Annotated in this window: 20 protein-coding genes; 1 reads left to right on the top strand and 19 read right to left on the bottom strand. The window is 35.6% G+C overall.

What is annotated here, in order from left to right:
- The first annotated feature begins 74 nt into the window (after positions 1-74).
- On the top strand, positions 75-1,769 hold the full coding sequence (locus JF76_RS04625; protein WP_045928015.1) for an IS1182 family transposase: 1,695 nt from the start codon (positions 75-77) through the stop codon (positions 1,767-1,769).
- Positions 1,770-1,844: 75 nt separating this feature from the next.
- On the opposite strand, the gene JF76_RS04620 is transcribed toward JF76_RS04625, so the two are convergent.
- The 19 genes from JF76_RS04620 to JF76_RS04530 form a co-directional block, all read right to left on the bottom strand.
- Positions 1,845-2,267: a GNAT family N-acetyltransferase gene (locus JF76_RS04620; RefSeq protein WP_045928938.1), complete on the bottom strand. Its 423-nt coding sequence runs from the start codon at positions 2,265-2,267 to the stop codon at positions 1,845-1,847.
- Positions 2,268-2,401: 134 nt separating this feature from the next.
- Positions 2,402-3,193, bottom strand: coding sequence for a hypothetical protein (locus tag JF76_RS04615; RefSeq protein WP_045928014.1), 792 nt, complete (start codon positions 3,191-3,193; stop codon positions 2,402-2,404).
- 8 nt (positions 3,194-3,201) lie between these two features.
- Positions 3,202-3,915 carry an ATP-binding cassette domain-containing protein gene (locus JF76_RS04610; RefSeq protein ID WP_045928013.1) on the bottom strand — a complete coding sequence of 238 codons (714 nt, stop codon included), beginning with the start codon at positions 3,913-3,915 and terminating at the stop codon, positions 3,202-3,204.
- Positions 3,916-4,007: 92 nt separating this feature from the next.
- On the bottom strand, positions 4,008-4,400 hold the full coding sequence (locus tag JF76_RS04605) for a DUF1828 domain-containing protein (protein ID WP_045928012.1): 393 nt from the start codon (positions 4,398-4,400) through the stop codon (positions 4,008-4,010).
- 16 nt (positions 4,401-4,416) lie between these two features.
- Positions 4,417-6,795, bottom strand: coding sequence for an SF1B family DNA helicase RecD2 (recD2, locus tag JF76_RS04600; RefSeq protein ID WP_045928011.1), 2,379 nt, complete (start codon positions 6,793-6,795; stop codon positions 4,417-4,419).
- Positions 6,788-7,435 carry a tetratricopeptide repeat protein gene (locus JF76_RS04595; protein WP_045928010.1) on the bottom strand — a complete coding sequence of 216 codons (648 nt, stop codon included), beginning with the start codon at positions 7,433-7,435 and terminating at the stop codon, positions 6,788-6,790. Before JF76_RS04595 ends, recD2 begins: the two co-directional genes overlap by 8 nt.
- Positions 7,432-8,088 carry a histidine phosphatase family protein gene (locus JF76_RS04590; RefSeq protein WP_045928009.1) on the bottom strand — a complete coding sequence of 219 codons (657 nt, stop codon included), beginning with the start codon at positions 8,086-8,088 and terminating at the stop codon, positions 7,432-7,434. Before JF76_RS04590 ends, JF76_RS04595 begins: the two co-directional genes overlap by 4 nt.
- A gap of 121 nt (positions 8,089-8,209) precedes the next feature.
- The gene (gene mnmA / locus JF76_RS04585) at positions 8,210-9,334 is read right to left on the bottom strand and encodes a tRNA 2-thiouridine(34) synthase MnmA (RefSeq protein WP_156962758.1); all 1,125 of its coding nucleotides are present in this window, start codon (positions 9,332-9,334) and stop codon (positions 8,210-8,212) included.
- A 5-nt stretch (positions 9,335-9,339) separates the two neighbouring features.
- Positions 9,340-9,681 (bottom strand): DUF1831 domain-containing protein, encoded by a 342-nt coding sequence (locus tag JF76_RS04580; RefSeq protein WP_045928008.1) that lies wholly within the window; start codon positions 9,679-9,681, stop codon positions 9,340-9,342.
- 54 nt (positions 9,682-9,735) lie between these two features.
- On the bottom strand, positions 9,736-10,887 hold the full coding sequence (locus JF76_RS04575) for a cysteine desulfurase family protein (RefSeq protein ID WP_045928007.1): 1,152 nt from the start codon (positions 10,885-10,887) through the stop codon (positions 9,736-9,738).
- A gap of 3 nt (positions 10,888-10,890) precedes the next feature.
- Positions 10,891-11,586, bottom strand: coding sequence for a 5'-methylthioadenosine/adenosylhomocysteine nucleosidase (locus JF76_RS04570; protein ID WP_045928006.1), 696 nt, complete (start codon positions 11,584-11,586; stop codon positions 10,891-10,893).
- 19 nt (positions 11,587-11,605) lie between these two features.
- Complete coding sequence (locus JF76_RS04565; RefSeq protein WP_045928005.1) at positions 11,606-11,944, bottom strand: hypothetical protein; 339 nt, start codon at positions 11,942-11,944, stop codon at positions 11,606-11,608.
- A gap of 1 nt (position 11,945) precedes the next feature.
- A complete protein-coding gene (locus tag JF76_RS04560) occupies positions 11,946-12,509 on the bottom strand; it encodes an NUDIX hydrolase (RefSeq protein ID WP_045928004.1) in 564 nt (187 codons plus the stop codon).
- A gap of 14 nt (positions 12,510-12,523) precedes the next feature.
- Complete coding sequence (locus tag JF76_RS04555) at positions 12,524-12,730, bottom strand: cold-shock protein (protein WP_045928003.1); 207 nt, start codon at positions 12,728-12,730, stop codon at positions 12,524-12,526.
- Positions 12,730-15,519 (bottom strand): isoleucine--tRNA ligase, encoded by a 2,790-nt coding sequence (gene ileS, locus JF76_RS04550; protein WP_045928002.1) that lies wholly within the window; start codon positions 15,517-15,519, stop codon positions 12,730-12,732. The genes JF76_RS04555 and ileS overlap by 1 nt, the downstream gene beginning before the upstream one ends.
- Positions 15,520-15,742: 223 nt before the next feature.
- A complete protein-coding gene (locus tag JF76_RS04545; RefSeq protein ID WP_045928001.1) occupies positions 15,743-16,543 on the bottom strand; it encodes a DivIVA domain-containing protein in 801 nt (266 codons plus the stop codon).
- Complete coding sequence (locus JF76_RS04540; RefSeq protein WP_045928936.1) at positions 16,510-17,325, bottom strand: YlmH family RNA-binding protein; 816 nt, start codon at positions 17,323-17,325, stop codon at positions 16,510-16,512. The genes JF76_RS04545 and JF76_RS04540 overlap by 34 nt, the downstream gene beginning before the upstream one ends.
- A 177-nt stretch (positions 17,326-17,502) precedes the next feature.
- Complete coding sequence (locus JF76_RS04535) at positions 17,503-17,808, bottom strand: YggT family protein (protein WP_045928000.1); 306 nt, start codon at positions 17,806-17,808, stop codon at positions 17,503-17,505.
- Entirely contained in the window at positions 17,808-18,248 is a 441-nt protein-coding gene (locus tag JF76_RS04530; protein ID WP_045927999.1) for a cell division protein SepF, read from the bottom strand. The genes JF76_RS04535 and JF76_RS04530 overlap by 1 nt, the downstream gene beginning before the upstream one ends.
- Positions 18,249-18,263: the final 15 nt, after the last annotated feature.

Below are 18,263 nucleotides of genomic sequence, written 5' to 3'. Positions count from 1 at the left end.
TTTGCTATACTTTTAGCTTCTGCCTTGATATTATTAAATCACCACAAAATAAAAACAAAAAGGTGGAAACTAACATGTACAAAGATTATATCACAGGCCAAACTGCTTTAACACTTAATTTAGACTTTACTATTCCTAATAATCACTTAGCGACCGTGATTGGCTGGTTCGTCGACTCGATCCCAGAAGATGTTTTGCTGAGTGGCGATGCTGCCAAAACTGGGCGGCCTGCTTATCACCCGGCTATGATGCTGAAGATTTTGCTCTTTGCTTATTCTCGCAGAGTGTTTTCAGGCAGAAAGATTGAGCTGCTGCTAGCAGAAAATCTGCCGATGATGGTATTAGCTGAGCACCAGCAGATTTCATATCATACGATCAATAACTTTAGATCAAGCGACCACGCTAACGAATTGGTTAAGAAAAGCTTCCTTTACTTTACTAATCTTTTAGAGGCAGAAGGCCTGATCAATGAAGGGGCGCTCTTCATTGATGGCACAAAAATTGCAGCTGATGCTAATCGCTATACTTTTGTTTGGCGCAAGGCGGTCGAGAAGTTTCATGAAAAGCTAAAGGGTCAAGCAGCAGAGCTTTATGACGAACTGATTGCTAAAGAAGTCGTTAAAGCAATGGCGCAAGAGCAAGTGCAGACCAGCCACGGTTTGACCGAACTGGCGCGTGAAACCGAAGCTGAAATTGAAAAACTGACTGCAGAAATTGCGCAAGAGCCTAAAGTCATTCCTGGTGGTTCTCCTAAAAAAGCCAGAAGACGTGGTCTTAAGAAGCTGCTTCATCAGCTAAAAAAAGATTATGTTCCTAGAATGAAGAAATATGAAGAAGCAGAAAAAATCTTTGCCGGGCGCAATAGTTATTCCAAGACAGACCATGACGCGACTTTCATGCATATGAAAGAAGATCATATGAAGAATGGGCAGCTCAAGCCAGGCTACAATATTCAAGCAGCCACAACGGATCAGTATGTAGTTGACTTTGCTTTGTATCCTAATCCAACTGACTTTAAGACCCTAGAACCATTTTTAAAACAAATGACGACACTGGATAAGTTTGACCAGATTGTCGCCGATGCTGGTTATGGCAGTGAATATAACTACTCACTGCTAGAAGACAAGTATTCAAATAAAAAGTACTACATTCCCTATACTATGTACGAAAAGGAACAAACTCGGAAATATAAGAATGATCCGACTAAGCTGATTAACTGGTTCTATAATGAAAAAGACGATTACTACCTTGATCAAAATGGCGTTAAATTCAACTTCAAATATTATAGCCAGCGCCAGGAGCGCTTGACTGGTCAAGTACGTGATTTTAAGGTCTATGAAGCAGATGAAGTACAACTAACGCCGGAACTAGAGCAATTGGCAAAAACCAAAAGCGGATATCAACGCCACGTACGCTATAATCCTAACTGGCAATACTTAAAAGAAAAAGCCAAAGCAGTTCTCCAAAGTCCCGAAGGCAGACACAACTATAGCATGAGAAAGTATGATGTCGAGCCAGTTTTCGGGCATTTGAAGAACGTCTTTGGCATGCGACGAACCCATTTAAGAGGGAAAAAGAAGGTAGAAACCGATGTTGGAATAGCCTTCATGATGATGAATTTAAGCAAATATTGGCACAGAAGATGGCCTAAGGACCATTCTTTTTTATTCAAGAATAAAAAGAGACAGAAAAAGACGATCAAATTAAGAGTTAAATTGATCGTCTTTTGTTATCTGGGAGTTAGTTTTTTCCCAGACACATCCTTTTAATTTTTAAAATATTAACAAGCTAAGGTATACAGAAAAATAAACGTATAATTTTGGTCAAAATAACTATTTGTTTAATTATCTGGAAACAATTTTAAACTTATAGCAATTGAAACTCATTTGCTCCAGTAATTGACTTAAATTGCTTTTTTTAAAGCTTCCATCAGAACTTAGTATCGAGTAATGTCCACCCTCATCGACCAAATTACTTTTAGTTAGTCTAAAGCCATTGCGCTTGTAAAATGATAACCGGTTAAGTCTTTGAGAATAATTCTTTGCTGTTTTAATAACTGGCTCAATATCTAAAACTATTTCTTTTTCAGAATAACGTTGTTTCATCGAATTTAGAATTTGACTGCCGTAGCCCTTTCCACGCCAAACTGGGTCAACAGCCAAATAACCAATATAAATAATCTTTTCGGCATATGTCCAAAAAATTAACCCAATAAAATTATCATGGTCATAGACTGCTTGCAAATTAACTCTTTTTTGCAAAGCCATCGCCAGCAACCCGACAAATGGAAATCGTTCATTTTTGGGAAATGCGCCTAAATATAATTTTCTTACTTTAAAATAATTTTTTGTCCCCCATTTAACATTTTTGAACGTTAAAATAAATATCACCTTTCTTAAAATTAAAAAGCATCAAATGAGCCATCTTTGCGCTCTTTCTTAATACAATAATTGAATATTAAAATACCAACTAAGAACCAAACAACATTTACCACTATAAATATTATCAGTTTTGGCAATGAAACTCCATGACCCAGAAATATTTGCCGAACTATTTCGATGCCACCAACATAGGGAATGACCTCCTGAAAGACATTATATACTGGTAAATAAACATTTGACAACATCAATAATAAAGCCTGCAGTATAGTAGACCACTGACCCATTCTCTTAAATCTAATAGAACCAGAGGCAAAAATCATCCCGATGCCAAACATTCCAAAATTGGAAATTAAAGAAAATACAAATGTTAATAATAAAGCTTCTAATAATTCAGCTACCGTGAAAATTGAAAAAAACGAAGCAATAAAGCCTATGATTAAAAGATAAATCCATACAAACAAATTATTTGCCAAAGTTTCAATAAAATATAGGGTCCATAAAGGAAAAACAGACTGAGTTTCACTTTCAAGCAAACCAGTTTGCTCATCAGTTTCTACGCCGTTACTACATTGACCCATTGAGGCAATACCAATACTCCAAAACAAAAAACCAACAATGGTAAATAAAACCCCTTGCTTTGTACCATATGCCTGACCAAGTTGTGCAGGATCAGTGAAAAAGATAACAATCAAGAAAGCTCCGGCATATAAAACCAGCGAACTAATCGCAGAATTAACATAACGAAATTGCAGTTTTAGCTGTAAATATAATTGTACCCAAAAAATATTAAATAGCTTTTTAATTTTTTTCATTTTTAATCCTACTTTCGCTGATAAATTTCACGGTATTCAGAAATCAGATCATTTTCAGTCATTTTATGTCCAATATTTTCCTCTATTTGGCCATCTCTTAAAAACAGATAATGATCAACAACACCAGAAAGCATTTGTGTGTCATGCGATGAAATAAAAATAGTATTACCGTATTTATTTTTCAAATCCAGAATAAAGGACGCTAAATCTTCCTGAGCAGCTATGTCAAGTCCGTTTGAAGGCTCGTCCAAAAGTAAAACTTCTGTTTCCATTGCTGCTCCCACAAGGATAGCAGACTTTTTCTTCAAACCAGTAGACAAATTTTGAAAATAAGTGTTAAGTTCATTTGAAAAATTGAAATCCTGCGCCATTTTTCGAATATTGTTTTCTGTTTTTTTAATACTAATTCCTTTAAGTGAAGAAAAATACATCCCATTTTCAAGGGTATTTAGCCTGTACATGAGACCCCTTTCACCTGAAGCAACGAAAGTGGTATGCAAACTGGACCACTTAACATATGGTTGGTTAGCCTGGTCATTTTTGATCAATCCTTCGGTTGGTTCCAATACCCCCGCAAGGAGTCTTAACATGGTTGATTTGCCTACACCGTTAGGTCCGACCAAACCAATTACTGTTGGTTCTAAGGGAATTTTAAAATTTAGGTTATAAAATACAGGCTTCTTACCGTAGTTTTTCTTTACCTTATCAAAAATAATTGCCATAAGTTTTTCTTCCTTTTGCTTAAAATGATACCAATAATTTAATCATTATTTTTTAAAATTAGCAATAAAAAATAGTATTTAGTGATAGCTTTTTAATTAAGATATGAAACGTTTACTTCTAATTGTCCTAATTGCATAATGTTTTCAGCCAAAGTTTGTTCATTACATTCACAGCTGATCACTCCATTTTCAACATTAAAAGAAAAGCCACTGGCTATGATTAAATCCTCGCTGGCAGCTATCAATTCTTCGTCACTTGCGCTGGGATCTAACTTAAAAAGTATACGACCATCATCTGTAACGTTATATTTATCAAACTCAATTTTCTCGACAAAGCAATACACCGATTCGCCAAATGAATCTTTAAAAATAGTTTCAATTTCAAATGTGTCTGGACCAAAATTTAAAATATGAGTGTTAGTGGCAACCCATTCCGCAAGTTCTTTTCGTAAGTTTATAAAACCTTCTTTTTTTATCTTTGTCATCGTTTTAAAAAGTCCCTCATTTTGTTCTTGCTTCTAATTTAGTGTTTTGCATCCCAATCATAGGATCAATTCGACCCGAATAAATCAACTCCGGTGTTAATATATGATCCTGAGTTAGATTTTCAAACACATCAGAATTTGCTTCTTCTTGTTCATTTTTATTTTTACCTGAATCTTTTTCTTGAACAGATTTATCTTGCACATTTAATATTTTTTGCAGTTTAACAGTTAATCCTGTCTGACGGTCATTACCAGAAGTATTAAAAGCCAATTCATAAGCGCGGGGATCGCCAATTAAAACCAAATTTTTCTCTGCACGAGTAACAGCAGTGTACAATAAGTTACGTTTAAGCATGACATAGTTTTGCATAGTCAAACTCAAAATAACTAACGGGAATTCAGAGCCTTGAGCTTTGTGAATGGTAATTGCGTATGCTCTGGTTAAATCAAACAGATCTTTTTTACTAAAGGTTATTTCTCTGTCATCAAAATCAGCCACCATGCATTTTTGAGAATTATCATTATCAATTGCGAGGATTTTACCGATTTGGCCATTATAAATGTCTTTTTCCGGATTATTTTGTAATTGCAAAATGCGGTCACCAATGCGAAAAATTTCATCGTGTACTTCCAGTGTTTTACTGTTTGGCTTTGAAGGGTTAATAATTTCTTGAATAACATTATTCAAATTGTTAACCCCGCCATCACCTTGGTACATTGCTCCTAGTACCTGAACATCATCAGGATCAAAACCCTTTGCTAAAGCTCGCTGAACTATTTGACTAACAACATGCGAGACTTCATGCGGTGGACATGAAATAAATGAGTAGTTTTTGGTCTTTTTAAATAATTCCTGGGGATTCTTTCCTTCATTAATGTCATGAGCCAACGTAATAATGCTGGAATCATCTCCTTGACGGTGAATTTGCTTAAGAACGGTAGTAGGAAAGGCCTGTGATTTGATTAAATCAGCAAAAACGTTTCCTGCACCAACTGATGGCAGTTGATCCTTATCACCAACAAAAACAATGTGCTTAGTTTCGTTTATGCTGGAAACCAGTTGCCTAAACAAAAACATATCTACCATCGACATTTCATCAATAATTAAAATTTCACCATTTAATTCATTCAGATCAGTTGCATCATTTTCACCAATCCCTAAACCTAGCAAACGATGGATAGTTTTGGCTGTAATTCCAGTAATCTCTTCCATTCTCTTAGCTGCACGACCAGTGGGAGCAGCAAGTAAAAATGGTGGGTCTATACTATAAAGAGACGATGATGGTATTTCTGCCAGCTCTTTCAATGCTAATAAAATACCGTTTATGATAGTAGTTTTCCCAGTTCCGGGACCACCAGTTAAAATTGAAATTGGATTAGTCAGTGCGTTTTTAATCGCTGCCTTTTGAGTATTATCGTAGTGAATTTTCAGCTTAGTTTCAGCGTTAGTTATTGCAAGGTTTAAATCTTTTTCACCGTAACTTGAACTCTTTTGCTTTCTTTCAACTAGATTTTTCATTGCGTTGGCAATATCAGTTTCAGTTTCATAAATTTCCTGTAATGCAGCATTTTCTCCCATTACTACAACTTTACCTTGATGTTGGAGATTATTAACACAAGTTGCTATGGTGTCATACTCATTAATTTGAAGTAGTTTACCCGCTTCTTGCAGCAACTGCTCGAGTTTAACGTATGTATTGCCTTCTTTAGCAACTTCATCAAGTAAAATTTGAAAAACAGCACCATTAACTCTTTTGGGATCATCTGAACTAATTCCTAATTTACTGCCGATTCGATCAGCACTCTTAAAAGCATAACCTGTAACTTCAGCAATAGAAGCATACGGATCCTCTTCAAGTTTAGCTAAAGTTTCGCCATGATAAAGTTGATACAGTCTGCTTGCTACCTTCTTATTCAAGCCAAATTGAGCCAGCTTCAATATAGTTTCAGAATATGAATCCATTGAACTGACACCATTTAACAAACTCTCTTTTTGCTTTTTCGAAATTGACAAAGTTCCAACCTTTTCAGGTTTTTCCTTTAAAACTGTCAGTGCGTCCATTCCCAAGTCTGAAATTATTGCATTAGCTGCTTTTTTACCAATTCCAGGAAATTTGCTGGAACTTAAATAATTAATCAAACTTCCTTTTTCATGAGGCAAGGCTAATTTATAATTATCACAACGAAATTGCAGACCAAATTTATTATGCACAATCAATCTTCCTGAAAAAGTATAAGTTGCACCAACTTGAACGTCACCAAAGCTGCCGGTTACTTTAATATCTTCTCGATCATATTTTTCTAACTTTCCGATTATGGCAACATCAAGTATCTTATACAAATCTTGATCATTTTCAAAAACTATTCGGTTGATTTTCCCAGTAAATTCAGTCATTGTTTTTTCTCGCATCATTCACTAATTTTAATACTGAGGCATACTTTTTTTGCTCTTGTTCAAAAACTTTATGGTCTTGCTTTTTTGACTCGGTTAAGTATTTTTCAGCCTCTTGGCGATTTCTAGCTAAAACTGTGATTCCCAACATGAAATTGATTTTGGCTGACCTTTTTTCAGTAGCTATTTTTTTATAAGTTGACTCGGCTTCTTGGGTTTTACCAAGGCTTAGCCAAATATCCCCTATTAATTCCAACACTTTTGCATCAACATTCTTAATTGTTAGAGCGTATGCCAATGCTTTTTGACTTTGACCAATTTTGTAAAAAACAAGTGCTTTTTGGTATAAAACTAAATCATCATTAGGAGTTTGATTCAGTATATTTAATGCTGTATCAAATTTACCCTGTAAATAATAACAAACTGCCAGATCATAATCTAAATCCTGCGGATGAGCAACTAGCTTTTTTGCTTTTTCTAATAGTTCGGTGGCTTGGTCACTGCTACCCTGCTCTATTAAATAGGTTGCCAATTCTAAATAGTTTTCACTATTATGTGGTTGTTCATCAATTTTTGTTATTAATTCGTGTATCTTTTTGGAAACTCCGTTTGAATTATCAGCTATTTCTCTTTTTTGTCTCATAATGAATCCGAATCTACCATTTTCCTATCCAAAAATTTCGTCTCATTCCATATCAGAGCCTTAAAGGTTTTACCCCTATCTTTTGTTTCCAAAATAGTAAGGCTAGTATTGCTTAAACCACCATTCTGGCGGATATCCGGCAATGAATAACCCAATAATCCACCCATAATCGCTCCCAAAGCTGCTCCATGGCTCACTGCCAGTATTTTATCATCTTGTTTAAATTGTAGTCCAACGTCTCTGCCAAAGCTTTTACCACGTGCAATTACCTCGGGGTAATTTTCTCCTCCGATGCTGTGACCATCATATTTCTCAGGTTTGTCCCAAATATCAGTGACCTGCTTCGGATACCTGGCTTTAGCCTCAGTAAACGTGAGTCCTTCCATAGCTCCTAAATCAAATTCTCGCAAACGATCATCTATCTTGACAGAAAAGGGATTACCCAGATTATTAGTAAGTTTTTCTGCAGTAGTTCTGGCTCTTTTCAGAGGGCTTGAATAGATTGCTGCGAATTTTGTTTCACCTAAAAAATCGCTTAATTTTTGAATATCAATTAAACTTTGAGGTAAAAGTGGTGAATCACCATGAGCCCCTTGAAAACGTTTCTGTAAGTTCCACTCTGTTTTACCATGTCTGACAAAATAAATCTGCATTCATTAATTACTCTTTTCTGTAACTGTTATTTTCTAGTTTATCATTTAATAGTTTAAAAGAAAAAACGAAGACAAATAAAAAAAGAAAATGCACAAAAAACATTTTCCTTTCAAGTTTTCATTAAATTAATTGAAGTTGACGATCATTTTGATAGGCACAATCAATGTTGCCGCCGCCTAGACACTCCTCACCCTGATAAAGAACAAGAGCTTGCCCAGGGGTAACAGCACGTGCTGGCTCATCAAAGGAAACTTTCGCCTTATTTTTTGCAGCATCATAGGATACTGTCACGCCAACATCAGGCTGACGATAACGAAACTTGGCGCTGCAATGAATCTTAAAATCGTGATCGGGCTGTCCGGTAAAGAAGGACATATCACTAGCCTCCAATTCAGTGGCATAAAGCAATTTGCTATCATAACCTTGCTGAACTATTAGCTGATTTTTTTGTAAATTCTTACCGACTACAAACCACGGGGCAGTTGATTCTTTTGTTGAACCCAGTCCTAATCCTGATCTTTGACCAATTGTATAATACATTAGACCCGCATGATGGCCAACTACTTTTCCATCTGGTGTGATCATCTCTCCAGATTGAGCAGGCAAAAATTCACTCAAAAATTTGCGAAAATTTCTCTCGCCAATAAAACAAATACCAGTTGAATCCTTCTTTTTTGCTGTAGCTAAACCATTTTTGATTGCAATTTCGCGCACCTGTGGTTTAGTTAAATTAGCTAACGGAAAAATAACGCGACTAATCTGATTTTGGTTTAACTGACTTAAAAAGTATGTTTGGTCCTTGTTGCCATCTTTTGGGCGCATCATATGAGTAATACCATTTTTATCAGTTATGGTTTTTGCATAATGACCCATTGCAATGTAATCTGCATCAAGATTAAGTGCAAATTCTAAAAATGATTTAAACTTAATCTGACTATTGCACATAACATCCGGATTCGGCGTACGACCTTTTTTATATTCATTTAAGAAATACTCAAAAACTCGGTGCCAATATTCTTTTTCAAAATTGATTGAATAATAAGGAATCCCGATTTGATCGGCAACTCTTTTTACATCTTCGTAATCATCAGTAGCAGTGCAAACCCCGGAATCATCAGTGTCATCCCAATTTTTCATAAAGACACCAATTACATCGTATCCCTGCTCTTTTAAAAGAAGTGCCGAAACGGAAGAATCTACTCCCCCACTCATACCGACAACAACTCTGGTTTTTTTCTTTACCAAATTAATCAATCCTTCACAGCAACAATAATATTGCGCTCCTCTAAATCTTTCAATATATAATCCAAAAGTTCAACAGTGGGAGCCAATTTTTCATTTTTAAAAATGTTAACCTTTTGTAAACCATTTTTGTCTGTGACAACCATGGTCAGATGAGTCATCTCTTTATTTATGGTCATCTTCAATTTAGTTGGAGCATTATACGGCGAATCATTATAAAGTGGATGCTCATAATTAAAATTACCCTTAACGGTTTTAACAAAGCCTGCATCAATCAATGCGTATAGTTTGAGCTTTGGACTAAGAGTAAACTTGCGTTTATCACCATTAATAATAACTGTATTTGCCATAATTCTACCTCACTTACTAATAATAAGCATATTTAACTAAAAAAGCAATTATTTTTATTTATTTTGAATTTTGCCCACAATTTTAGCTAGTTCCGTTGCGAAGGCTTTTACTTCCTCTTCAGTAGTGTAACGGCCAAATGAAATGCGTATTGACTCATTGATTCTCGGAGAGTTTTTACCAAAACAAGCCACTAAAACATGGGATGGTTCAATTGAACCTGCAGTACAAGCAGAACCCCCAGAAACTGCAAAACCTGCCAAATCCAAATTTGTCTGCAAAACAGTCGTTGAAACACCATTAAAATGCAAGTTCAACACGTGATGAGAATCAAACTTTGCAGTTCCGCCGTTAACTTGATATTTCACTTTAGTTAGGTTAAGTTCATCCAAAATAATATTTTGCAAGTTCTGATATTTAGTTTGCAAATTTTCTTTATCTATTGCTGCAATTTCACTGATAGCTTCACCAAAACCAGCAATTCCTGGTACATTTTCTGTTCCCGCTCTGCGCTTAGTTTCTTGTTCTCCACCATAAATAAGAGGTGGCAAATTGAGCGAGTTTTTTTCATATAAAAAGCCAAGGAATTTCGGACCATTTATTTTATGAGCAGAAGTTGATAACAAGTCGATATTCATCTTAACAACATCAAGATCTATATTGCCCAGTCCTTGTACAGCGTCAACATGAAAATATGCATTGCTTTTCTTTACTATATTGCCAATTTCAATAAGTGGATTAATTGTACCCATTTCATTATTGACAGCCATAATTGAAACCAAGGTAGTTTGTGGAGTTAGTGCATCTTTTAAATCGGCAAGTGAAATACAACCATTATCATCGACATCAAGATATATGACTTCATAACCCTCATTTTCTAATCGTTGCATTGGCTTTAAAACGGATGGATGTTCAATCTTAGTTGTGATTATGCGTTTACCAATATTTTGGCGACTATGAGCAGTCCCGAAAATAGCAGTATTATTGCTTTCTGAACCACCGGATGTAAAAATTATTTCATTTTCCTTTGCGTTAATAATTCTGGCAGCTTCACGTCTTGCCAGATCAATGGCATGACGAGCTTTACGGCCCAGGTCATAAGTACTTGAGGCATTACCATAATTGTTTTTCATCTCACCAGTTATTACGTCGATTACTTGGGGCGACATTGGTGTTGTAGCGGCATTATCCAGATAAATTTCTGTCATCTGTTAATTCATCTTTTCTATATAAGTACAAATAATTTTAGCAGCTTTAGCTCCCACTTTTTGAGCAAAATGATCAAAATCTTCGTTCGCGTCTTGATTTCCATTGTCAGAAATAGCTCGTACAGCTATCAAAGGTTTTTCAAAATGATAAGCTACCTGAGCAAAAGCAGCTCCTTCCATTTCAACACCTAATGCGTGAGCAAAATTTTGCTTTATCTCATCTTTTTGCTTCTCAGAGCCAATGAAGGAATCACCTGTAACAATTAATCCCTCTTTAAATTCAATGTTGTTTTCTTGCAAAAACTGTGCAAATTCCTTTCTTTCAGAGGAATTTAACTCAAATTGGGCTGGTTCCCCAGGTATTTGTCCTTCAGCATAATCGCCAGCCAAAGTATTATGAGCATCGTGATATGCAAATGAATCAGCTAAAATCAAATCTTCTTTATGAACTTGCTTTTGTAATGATCCTGCCGTACCAGTCATGAAAATCAAATCAATATCAACATTACTTAGTAAACTGGCTAAATTCATGGCAGCCTGCACTTTGCCAATTCCACTCAAACCTATGTACAAATCATTGTGGTTAACGCAAAAATGCTCGAATATAGTAGATCCGAACATTTCTTTGTGACCAGAGTGAAAATACTTATGATAATATTCAGCCTCAATTTCCATTGGGACAATAATCGCTATCTTCATTTTTACCCTCGTTTTATTTTTATAAGTGAAATAACGCTAATAAAACCAAAATAATTAAAACAGCAACAATCAAAATTGCACGATTAAGTTTACCTTTCAGCTTTAATGCTTTTTCTTGACTCGTAGTTAACTGAGACTGAGATTTGTTCTCTTCTCTTCTTGGAGCCTGCTCTTGATCTTTTACCCTGTCATTTGCAAAATCATTTGATTCTACAACTTCATTTTCATCACGGGTAAAATCAGGATTAACATCAACTTCATCATCACTATCATCAAAAGCAGATTTAATTGTATTTAAAAAGTTTTTGCTTTTTTTATGTTTTAATTTTTTACGGTAATCAGATCGTTTTTCAGTCATTTTATTCCTTTGCGTCAGCACCGGTGAGCAGCATGTTTTCCCAAACACTCATTGCATATAATGTCTTGGCATCAACGATTTTACCCTGTGCCGAAAGTCTTTTCAACTCTTCCAAACTAAACCAATGACTAGTTAAAAACTCATCAGGATCAAGATCCTTTTTATCAGTCAATTTAGTTAATGTGTCGCAATAAAATAAGTAGAGCTTCTCATTAGTAAAACCGGGAGATGAATAAAACTCAGTTATTTTTTCCCAGTAATCAGCACGATAACCGCCCTCTTCATTTAACTCTCTTTTCATTGCATCAAGTGGACTAGCATCAGTTTCGTCTATTAAACCTGCTGGAATTTCTAAAGTCAACTCTTTGATAGGCTCACGCCATTGTTCAACTAACAGCATTTCCTGCTTATCATTCACAGCTATAGCAGCTGATGCAGGTTGATGTTTTACTACTTCCCTTGTAGCAGTATCACCATTAGGCAATTTGATCGTTCTCACTGAAAGATCAACTATACGACCTGTAAAAATTTGTTTTGAAGAGATTTCAGTTTCTGTTAAATCCATTATTCACTTTCCTGCTAATCAGCTAAATATACATTAACACATTGCAATCCATTTTTTCCTTGAGCGAGCTGATATTTAACTTTTTGTCCGACACGCAAGCGACGATATCCTTCTTCTTTAATAGCAGTATAAAAGACAAAGTACGCCTTCTGATTTTCATCGTCAGTGATGAAACCAAAACTACTGTTTTGATCAAACTGCTTTACCTTACCGTAACGCATTATTCTTCTAAACCTTCTTGTACAGCTTCAGGATAATCTTCTTCAATAATTTTAGCACATCTGCCGCAAAGCATTGGTACTTCGCTATCAGCTCCAACATCGGTTCTGATCATACGACACCGAGGACAAACATCGCCATCAGCGTGTTCAACGACAAATGCACCATTTGGTAATTTTTCGGCATTTTCAGGTGCTTCACCGTCAGCAATAGTTAACTTAGAAACTATTAAAATTTGCCTAAAGTTTGCATCCAGATTGGCTAAAACTGCTCTCATCTCATCAGTTGGATAAACTGTAACTGCTGCTTCAAAAGATTTACCGATTAACTTTTGATCACGCGCTTCTTCTAAGACTTTTAAAACATCATCGCGGAAATTCATAAATTTCTTCCAGTTGTCAAGGAGCTCATCATGATTTGCATAATGCTCAATTCCAGGCATTTCGGCAAGTTGGACGTAATCTTCCTTTTCCTTTAAGAAAGACCAAACTTCCTCCATAGTATGTGGCAAGACAGGGGTCAAAACCTTAGCCAACTTAACTGCCGCATCATAAATTACTGTTTGCATTGACCTTCTTGCATGACTGTTTTTACTTTCAATGTAAAGAACATCTTTGGCAAAGTCCAGATAAAATGCTGAAAGATCATTAGAAATGAATGCAAAAATCTTTTTATAAACATTATTAAAATCGTAACGCTCATAACTGTCAAGACAAATTTTAACCAAATCGTTGAGTTTAACTTCCATATATTGGTCAATGGAGTTTAGATCTTCATAAGCGACTCTATTTGTTTGCGGGTCAAAATCAGAAGTATTAGCCAACATATAGCGGAAAGTATTTCTTATTTTACGATAACTCTCAGAAGTTTGGCGCAAAATATTTTGTGAAACAGCAACATCAGAAGTAGTGTCTACGGAAACTACCCACAAGCGAATAATTTCTGCTCCCATTTGTTTGATGACATCGTTAGGTGAAATTACATTACCTAACGACTTAGACATTTTATGTCCTTTTTCATCTAAAACAAAGCCCTGAGACAAAATACCGCGATAAGGTGCTTTACCCGTTGCAGCTACAGCTGTAATCAGACTTGAATTGAACCAGCCACGGTACTGATCACTGCCCTCAAGATATAGATCACACGGGAAATTCAAATCTGGTCTTTTAGCCATAACAGCTTGATGAGATGATCCGGAATCAAACCAAACATCTAAAATATCTTTTTCCTTTGTAAATTTACCATTTGGTGAATGCTCAGAAGTAAATCCGTCTGGCAACAATTCCTTAGCACTTCTTCTATACCAGGCATTTGACCCCTCTTTGGCAAAAATCTGTGCAATATGTTCAATAGTTTCTGGTGTGACAATCGCAGTACCATCTTCTGCATAAAAGATTGGCAATGGAACTCCCCAAGCACGTTGTCTTGAGATTACCCAATCACCACGATCCTTAATCATATTGTGCAAGCGCAATTGACCCCAGGATGGCGTGAATTTAACCTTATCAATTTGATCAAGAATCTGTTGGCGGAACTTTTCAACTGAAGCAAACCATTGTGTAGTAGCTCGATAAATCACAGGTTTCTTTGTACGCCAATCATGAGGATAAGAGTGAGTAAAGAAGCTAAGCTTAAGTAAATTGCCTGATTTCTTTAATTTTTCACTGACGACTTTATTGGCATCATCATAAAACAGCCCTACTAAATCTGGATCGTTAATATCTTCAGTGAAACAACCTTTGTCGTCCATTGGGCTGTACACAGGAATACCATATTTTTGAGCAACATTATAGTCATCTTCACCAAAACCAGAAGCCGTATGAACTAGTCCAGTACCATCACTAGCAGTAACGTGCATTGCATTCATCAAAATAGAATCACGATCGTATAAAGGATGTTTGGCAACCATATGGTCCATTTCAGTACCCTTAAGATGTTGAACTACTTCATAGTCCTTCCAACCTAATTCTTCAGCAACAGCTTCTAAACGTTCAGTTCCAACAACGTAACGCTTATCACCGACCTGAGCTACAGAGTAATCAAACCCTGGATTTACTGTAATACCCTGATTAGTAGGGATGGTCCAAGGTGTAGTTGTCCAAATTAAGAAATATGTATTTTTCGGATCTAAAATGCCCTTACCGTCTTTTACAGGAAATGAAACATAAATCGAAGGTGACTTAATATCATGATATTCAACCTCAGCTTCTGCCAATGTTGATTCACTTGAAGGTGACCAATAAACAGGTTTCTTACCTTTATAGATATAACCCTTTTCATACATTTTACCAAAGACACGAATTTCTTCAGCTTCATATTCAGGTTGATAAGTAATATATGGGTGGTCCCAGTCTCCCATTACTCCCAAACGCTTAAAGTCAGTCATTTGCTTTTTAACTTCTTTACTAGCAAAATCTTGACAAAGCTGACGGTAATCCGCAAGATTCATCTTTTTGCGATCAACGCCTTGTTTGGTTAATTGCTGTTCAATTGGTAAACCATGAGTATCCCAACCAGGAACATAGGGAGCATAATAGCCGTTCATATTTTTAAAACGAACAATTATGTCTTTTGAAACTTTGTTCATAGCGTGGCCAATGTGAATATTACCGTTTGCAAAAGGAGGACCATCATGTAAATCAAATCTCGGCTTTCCTTTATTCAGTTTTAATCTTTGTTCATATAATTTGTTTTCTTCCCACTCTTTTTGCCATTGCGCTTCGCGAACTGGCAAATTGCCCCGCATCTTAAATTTGGTTTTACCCATATTAAGTGTATTTTTCACTCTCATTTTTTAATCCTCCCTATAAAAAAATCCTCGTCCTAAGATTAGGGCGAGGTTAATATCGTGGTACCACCTAAATTGAGTTGTTAAACTCCACTTAACGATTGCGTATCGTGCAACTAACGTAACAAACCAATCCTAACAGCTGATCAACCATTAAGCTCTTATATTAGTCTCACACCACCGCTAATTCGCTGAATTGCTCTCAAGTTTTACTGTCAGTTTGTTATTAATGATTTTTATAGTCATCTGGGAAAATAACAGTAGTACCAGAGCCATTATTAGAACTAGTATCTTCGTTATTAACAGTTTCAACACTAGGACTGTCACCAGTCATTGGTTTAGGACTATTATTATCTTCTTCAGTGTCTTGTTCAAAGTTTACTTCATCATCAATGCCATTGTCAACCTCTACTTCTTCATCTTCGTCGATATCTTCATCATCATCGTCTTCATCGACATCTTCGTCTTCATCAGTTAACATTATTGGTTCAGCACCATCTGGGGGATAAAATCGTTCAGTATCGAAATATTTATCGAGTGCTTTTTGCCAATTTTCATCATTAAGATTTTCAATTGCTTTTTGTAAAAGATCTTGAATATAAGAGCGATAACCTGAAGCTTCCTTTTTCACACGTTCATAGTCAGATTTAATAGTTTCAAGTTGCTGACGTTGATAATCAGTATCAATTTTTGCTTGTTCAGTAGTATTATTGGCTTGAACTGTAGCATCATTGATAATTCTTTCTGCCTGAATTTTAGCGTTACCTACAGCTTCTTTCGTAGCATCTTCATTCTGCTTGTACTGTTTAACTTGTTTTTGTAAATCTGAAACCTGTTCTTGCAAATGCACAATTTCATTCTTCAAGTCAACCGTTTGATCCAACGCGTCACCATAATCATTGATTATTTGGTCGAGAAAACTGTCTACTTCGCGCCTATCATAGCCACTTAAACCTCTCTTTTTGAATTCTTTATTATGAATTTCAAGCGGAGTCAATTTCTGCGATTCCTTTTTTTCGTCTGCCATAGCTTATACACCACCTTATACTTGCCTTTTCGTGTCCTTGATATATCTTTAATTTCACATCTGCCAAAATGTCTTAAACTTAGGACATCATTTTCATTAACCATTATATTAAAATCTTTGACACTATGCCAATTTAATTTAACTAAATTATCTGATATACATGTTTTTACTTTCTGCCTGCTATCATTTGTGATTGAAGCTAAAACTGCATCCAGCCTCAGTGAAGAAACAATTGCACTTAACAGTTCACTTTCATCATCAACTGCTATTACTTTCTGATTTAGACTAGGTCTTATTCTTACCTTTGTCCTACCTATATAGGTGATTTCATGTTGAAAAAAATCTGTTAGTTCGCTCTTAGCAAAAAATTGCCACTTGCCATTGCCATCAGTAATAATGTCGCCAAATGTTGAGGTTTCTATACCTGCATTAGCTAGGCTTCCTAATATTGCACTATGTGACAAAGAAGTAAATTTCTGAGGATACTCAATATTAAAAACAGTAACCTGATATGCAAGAGGCGCAATATTATCCCAGTCTTCAGTTATAAAAACTCTTTTCTTTTCAGCATTTAAATGCCCACCAAAGCTCTGCAAACAAACTTCAGCACCAGCTATTTTTTTAAGAATATCCCTTTCTCCAGGATTCAGAAAATCTGTTAAAACTTCTTCATGCTTGTCAAGAGCGTTATTTATGAGTCCAGTCATCTTATCTACTATTTTCCGATCAGATAAATCACCTTTAAATAAAACATTCTTAGCATAAGCACTTCGTTTTGCTATGTTTTTTGTGTTCACACAATGCCCCCTGTTAATGAAGGTAAAAAGACACATTGGTCTTTTCTAAAATTATTATAGCATGAACTTTAAAAGACATTCATTTAACAAAGAAAACTATTTGCATTATTCAAAAAAATAAAAGGCTGACAAATCATGAAATTCATCAGCTCTTTATAAAAATTAAACAAACAATCTAAATAAAATGTTTGCGATCCATCTTAAGACATAATTTTGCACAAAATAAAGTAAAAGTAAGCCAATTAGAAATGAAATATCCAACCCGGTGGCATTAGAGAGTCTTAAAATCGGTCCCTTACGGAAAAGGTTTAAATAAGGATCAATTATCAGATTAATTATACGACTGAGACTTGAATCACGTAAAAAAGGAATCCAACTTAAAATTGCATCAATTACCATAATAATGCTGTAGATCCATATTATATAATCAAGAATATTAATACCGTAATATATGATATTTGCTGCCATTAACTTAAAGTATCTTTCTTATCAACTAAGTCACTAATTTTGCCATTAGTAACGAATTTAGGAGGTGTTGCCAGAAATATTTTATCGCCGATACGTTGAATTTCACCATTCAGGGCATAAACTGTCCCCGTGATAAAATCAACAACTCTCCTAGCAGAAGCATCTTCCATCCTGCTAAAATTAATAATCACTGCTTTGTTATTCAACAAGTTTTGTGCAACATCCTTGGCATCAGAATAAACACGTGGCTCGTAAAGAACAATTTTGCTCTTTGCCGCATTCATACCGGATTTTATCGAAACTACATTGTCACGATCAACAGCACTAGCAGAATAATTGTCCTCATTATTTAATTGTTGGTCTTCTGCATATTCATCATCCAGCATTTCATCGTCATCATTTGCAACACCGAAAAATTTACCTATTTTACTAAAAGCCATTTTTCTTGCCTCCTA

The sequence above is a fragment of the Lactobacillus kullabergensis genome, from assembly GCF_000967195.1.
Classification (GTDB): Bacteria; Bacillota; Bacilli; order Lactobacillales; family Lactobacillaceae; genus Lactobacillus; species Lactobacillus kullabergensis.
The sequence above is the reverse complement of the archived record's forward strand: the minus strand, read 5'-3'. Positions and strand labels throughout refer to the sequence as shown.

What these genes read in the sequence shown, in the direction of transcription:
- JF76_RS04625 (WP_045928015.1), top strand. Translation starts at nt 75, where the DNA reads ATGTACAAAGATTATATCACAGGCCAAACTGCTTTAACACTTAATTTA.
- JF76_RS04620 (WP_045928938.1), bottom strand. Translation starts at nt 2,267, where the DNA reads ATGGCTTTGCAAAAAAGAGTTAATTTGCAAGCAGTCTATGACCATGAT.
- JF76_RS04615 (WP_045928014.1), bottom strand. Translation starts at nt 3,193, where the DNA reads ATGAAAAAAATTAAAAAGCTATTTAATATTTTTTGGGTACAATTATAT.
- JF76_RS04610 (WP_045928013.1), bottom strand. Translation starts at nt 3,915, where the DNA reads ATGGCAATTATTTTTGATAAGGTAAAGAAAAACTACGGTAAGAAGCCT.
- JF76_RS04605 (WP_045928012.1), bottom strand. Translation starts at nt 4,400, where the DNA reads ATGACAAAGATAAAAAAAGAAGGTTTTATAAACTTACGAAAAGAACTT.
- recD2 (WP_045928011.1), bottom strand. Translation starts at nt 6,795, where the DNA reads ATGACTGAATTTACTGGGAAAATCAACCGAATAGTTTTTGAAAATGAT.
- JF76_RS04595 (WP_045928010.1), bottom strand. Translation starts at nt 7,435, where the DNA reads ATGAGACAAAAAAGAGAAATAGCTGATAATTCAAACGGAGTTTCCAAA.
- JF76_RS04590 (WP_045928009.1), bottom strand. Translation starts at nt 8,088, where the DNA reads ATGCAGATTTATTTTGTCAGACATGGTAAAACAGAGTGGAACTTACAG.
- JF76_RS04580 (WP_045928008.1), bottom strand. Translation starts at nt 9,681, where the DNA reads ATGGCAAATACAGTTATTATTAATGGTGATAAACGCAAGTTTACTCTT.
- JF76_RS04575 (WP_045928007.1), bottom strand. Translation starts at nt 10,887, where the DNA reads ATGACAGAAATTTATCTGGATAATGCCGCTACAACACCAATGTCGCCC.
- JF76_RS04570 (WP_045928006.1), bottom strand. Translation starts at nt 11,586, where the DNA reads ATGAAGATAGCGATTATTGTCCCAATGGAAATTGAGGCTGAATATTAT.
- JF76_RS04565 (WP_045928005.1), bottom strand. Translation starts at nt 11,944, where the DNA reads ATGACTGAAAAACGATCTGATTACCGTAAAAAATTAAAACATAAAAAA.
- JF76_RS04560 (WP_045928004.1), bottom strand. Translation starts at nt 12,509, where the DNA reads ATGGATTTAACAGAAACTGAAATCTCTTCAAAACAAATTTTTACAGGT.
- JF76_RS04555 (WP_045928003.1), bottom strand. Translation starts at nt 12,730, where the DNA reads ATGCGTTACGGTAAGGTAAAGCAGTTTGATCAAAACAGTAGTTTTGGT.
- ileS (WP_045928002.1), bottom strand. Translation starts at nt 15,519, where the DNA reads ATGAGAGTGAAAAATACACTTAATATGGGTAAAACCAAATTTAAGATG.
- JF76_RS04545 (WP_045928001.1), bottom strand. Translation starts at nt 16,543, where the DNA reads ATGGCAGACGAAAAAAAGGAATCGCAGAAATTGACTCCGCTTGAAATT.
- JF76_RS04535 (WP_045928000.1), bottom strand. Translation starts at nt 17,808, where the DNA reads ATGGCAGCAAATATCATATATTACGGTATTAATATTCTTGATTATATA.
- JF76_RS04530 (WP_045927999.1), bottom strand. Translation starts at nt 18,248, where the DNA reads ATGGCTTTTAGTAAAATAGGTAAATTTTTCGGTGTTGCAAATGATGAC.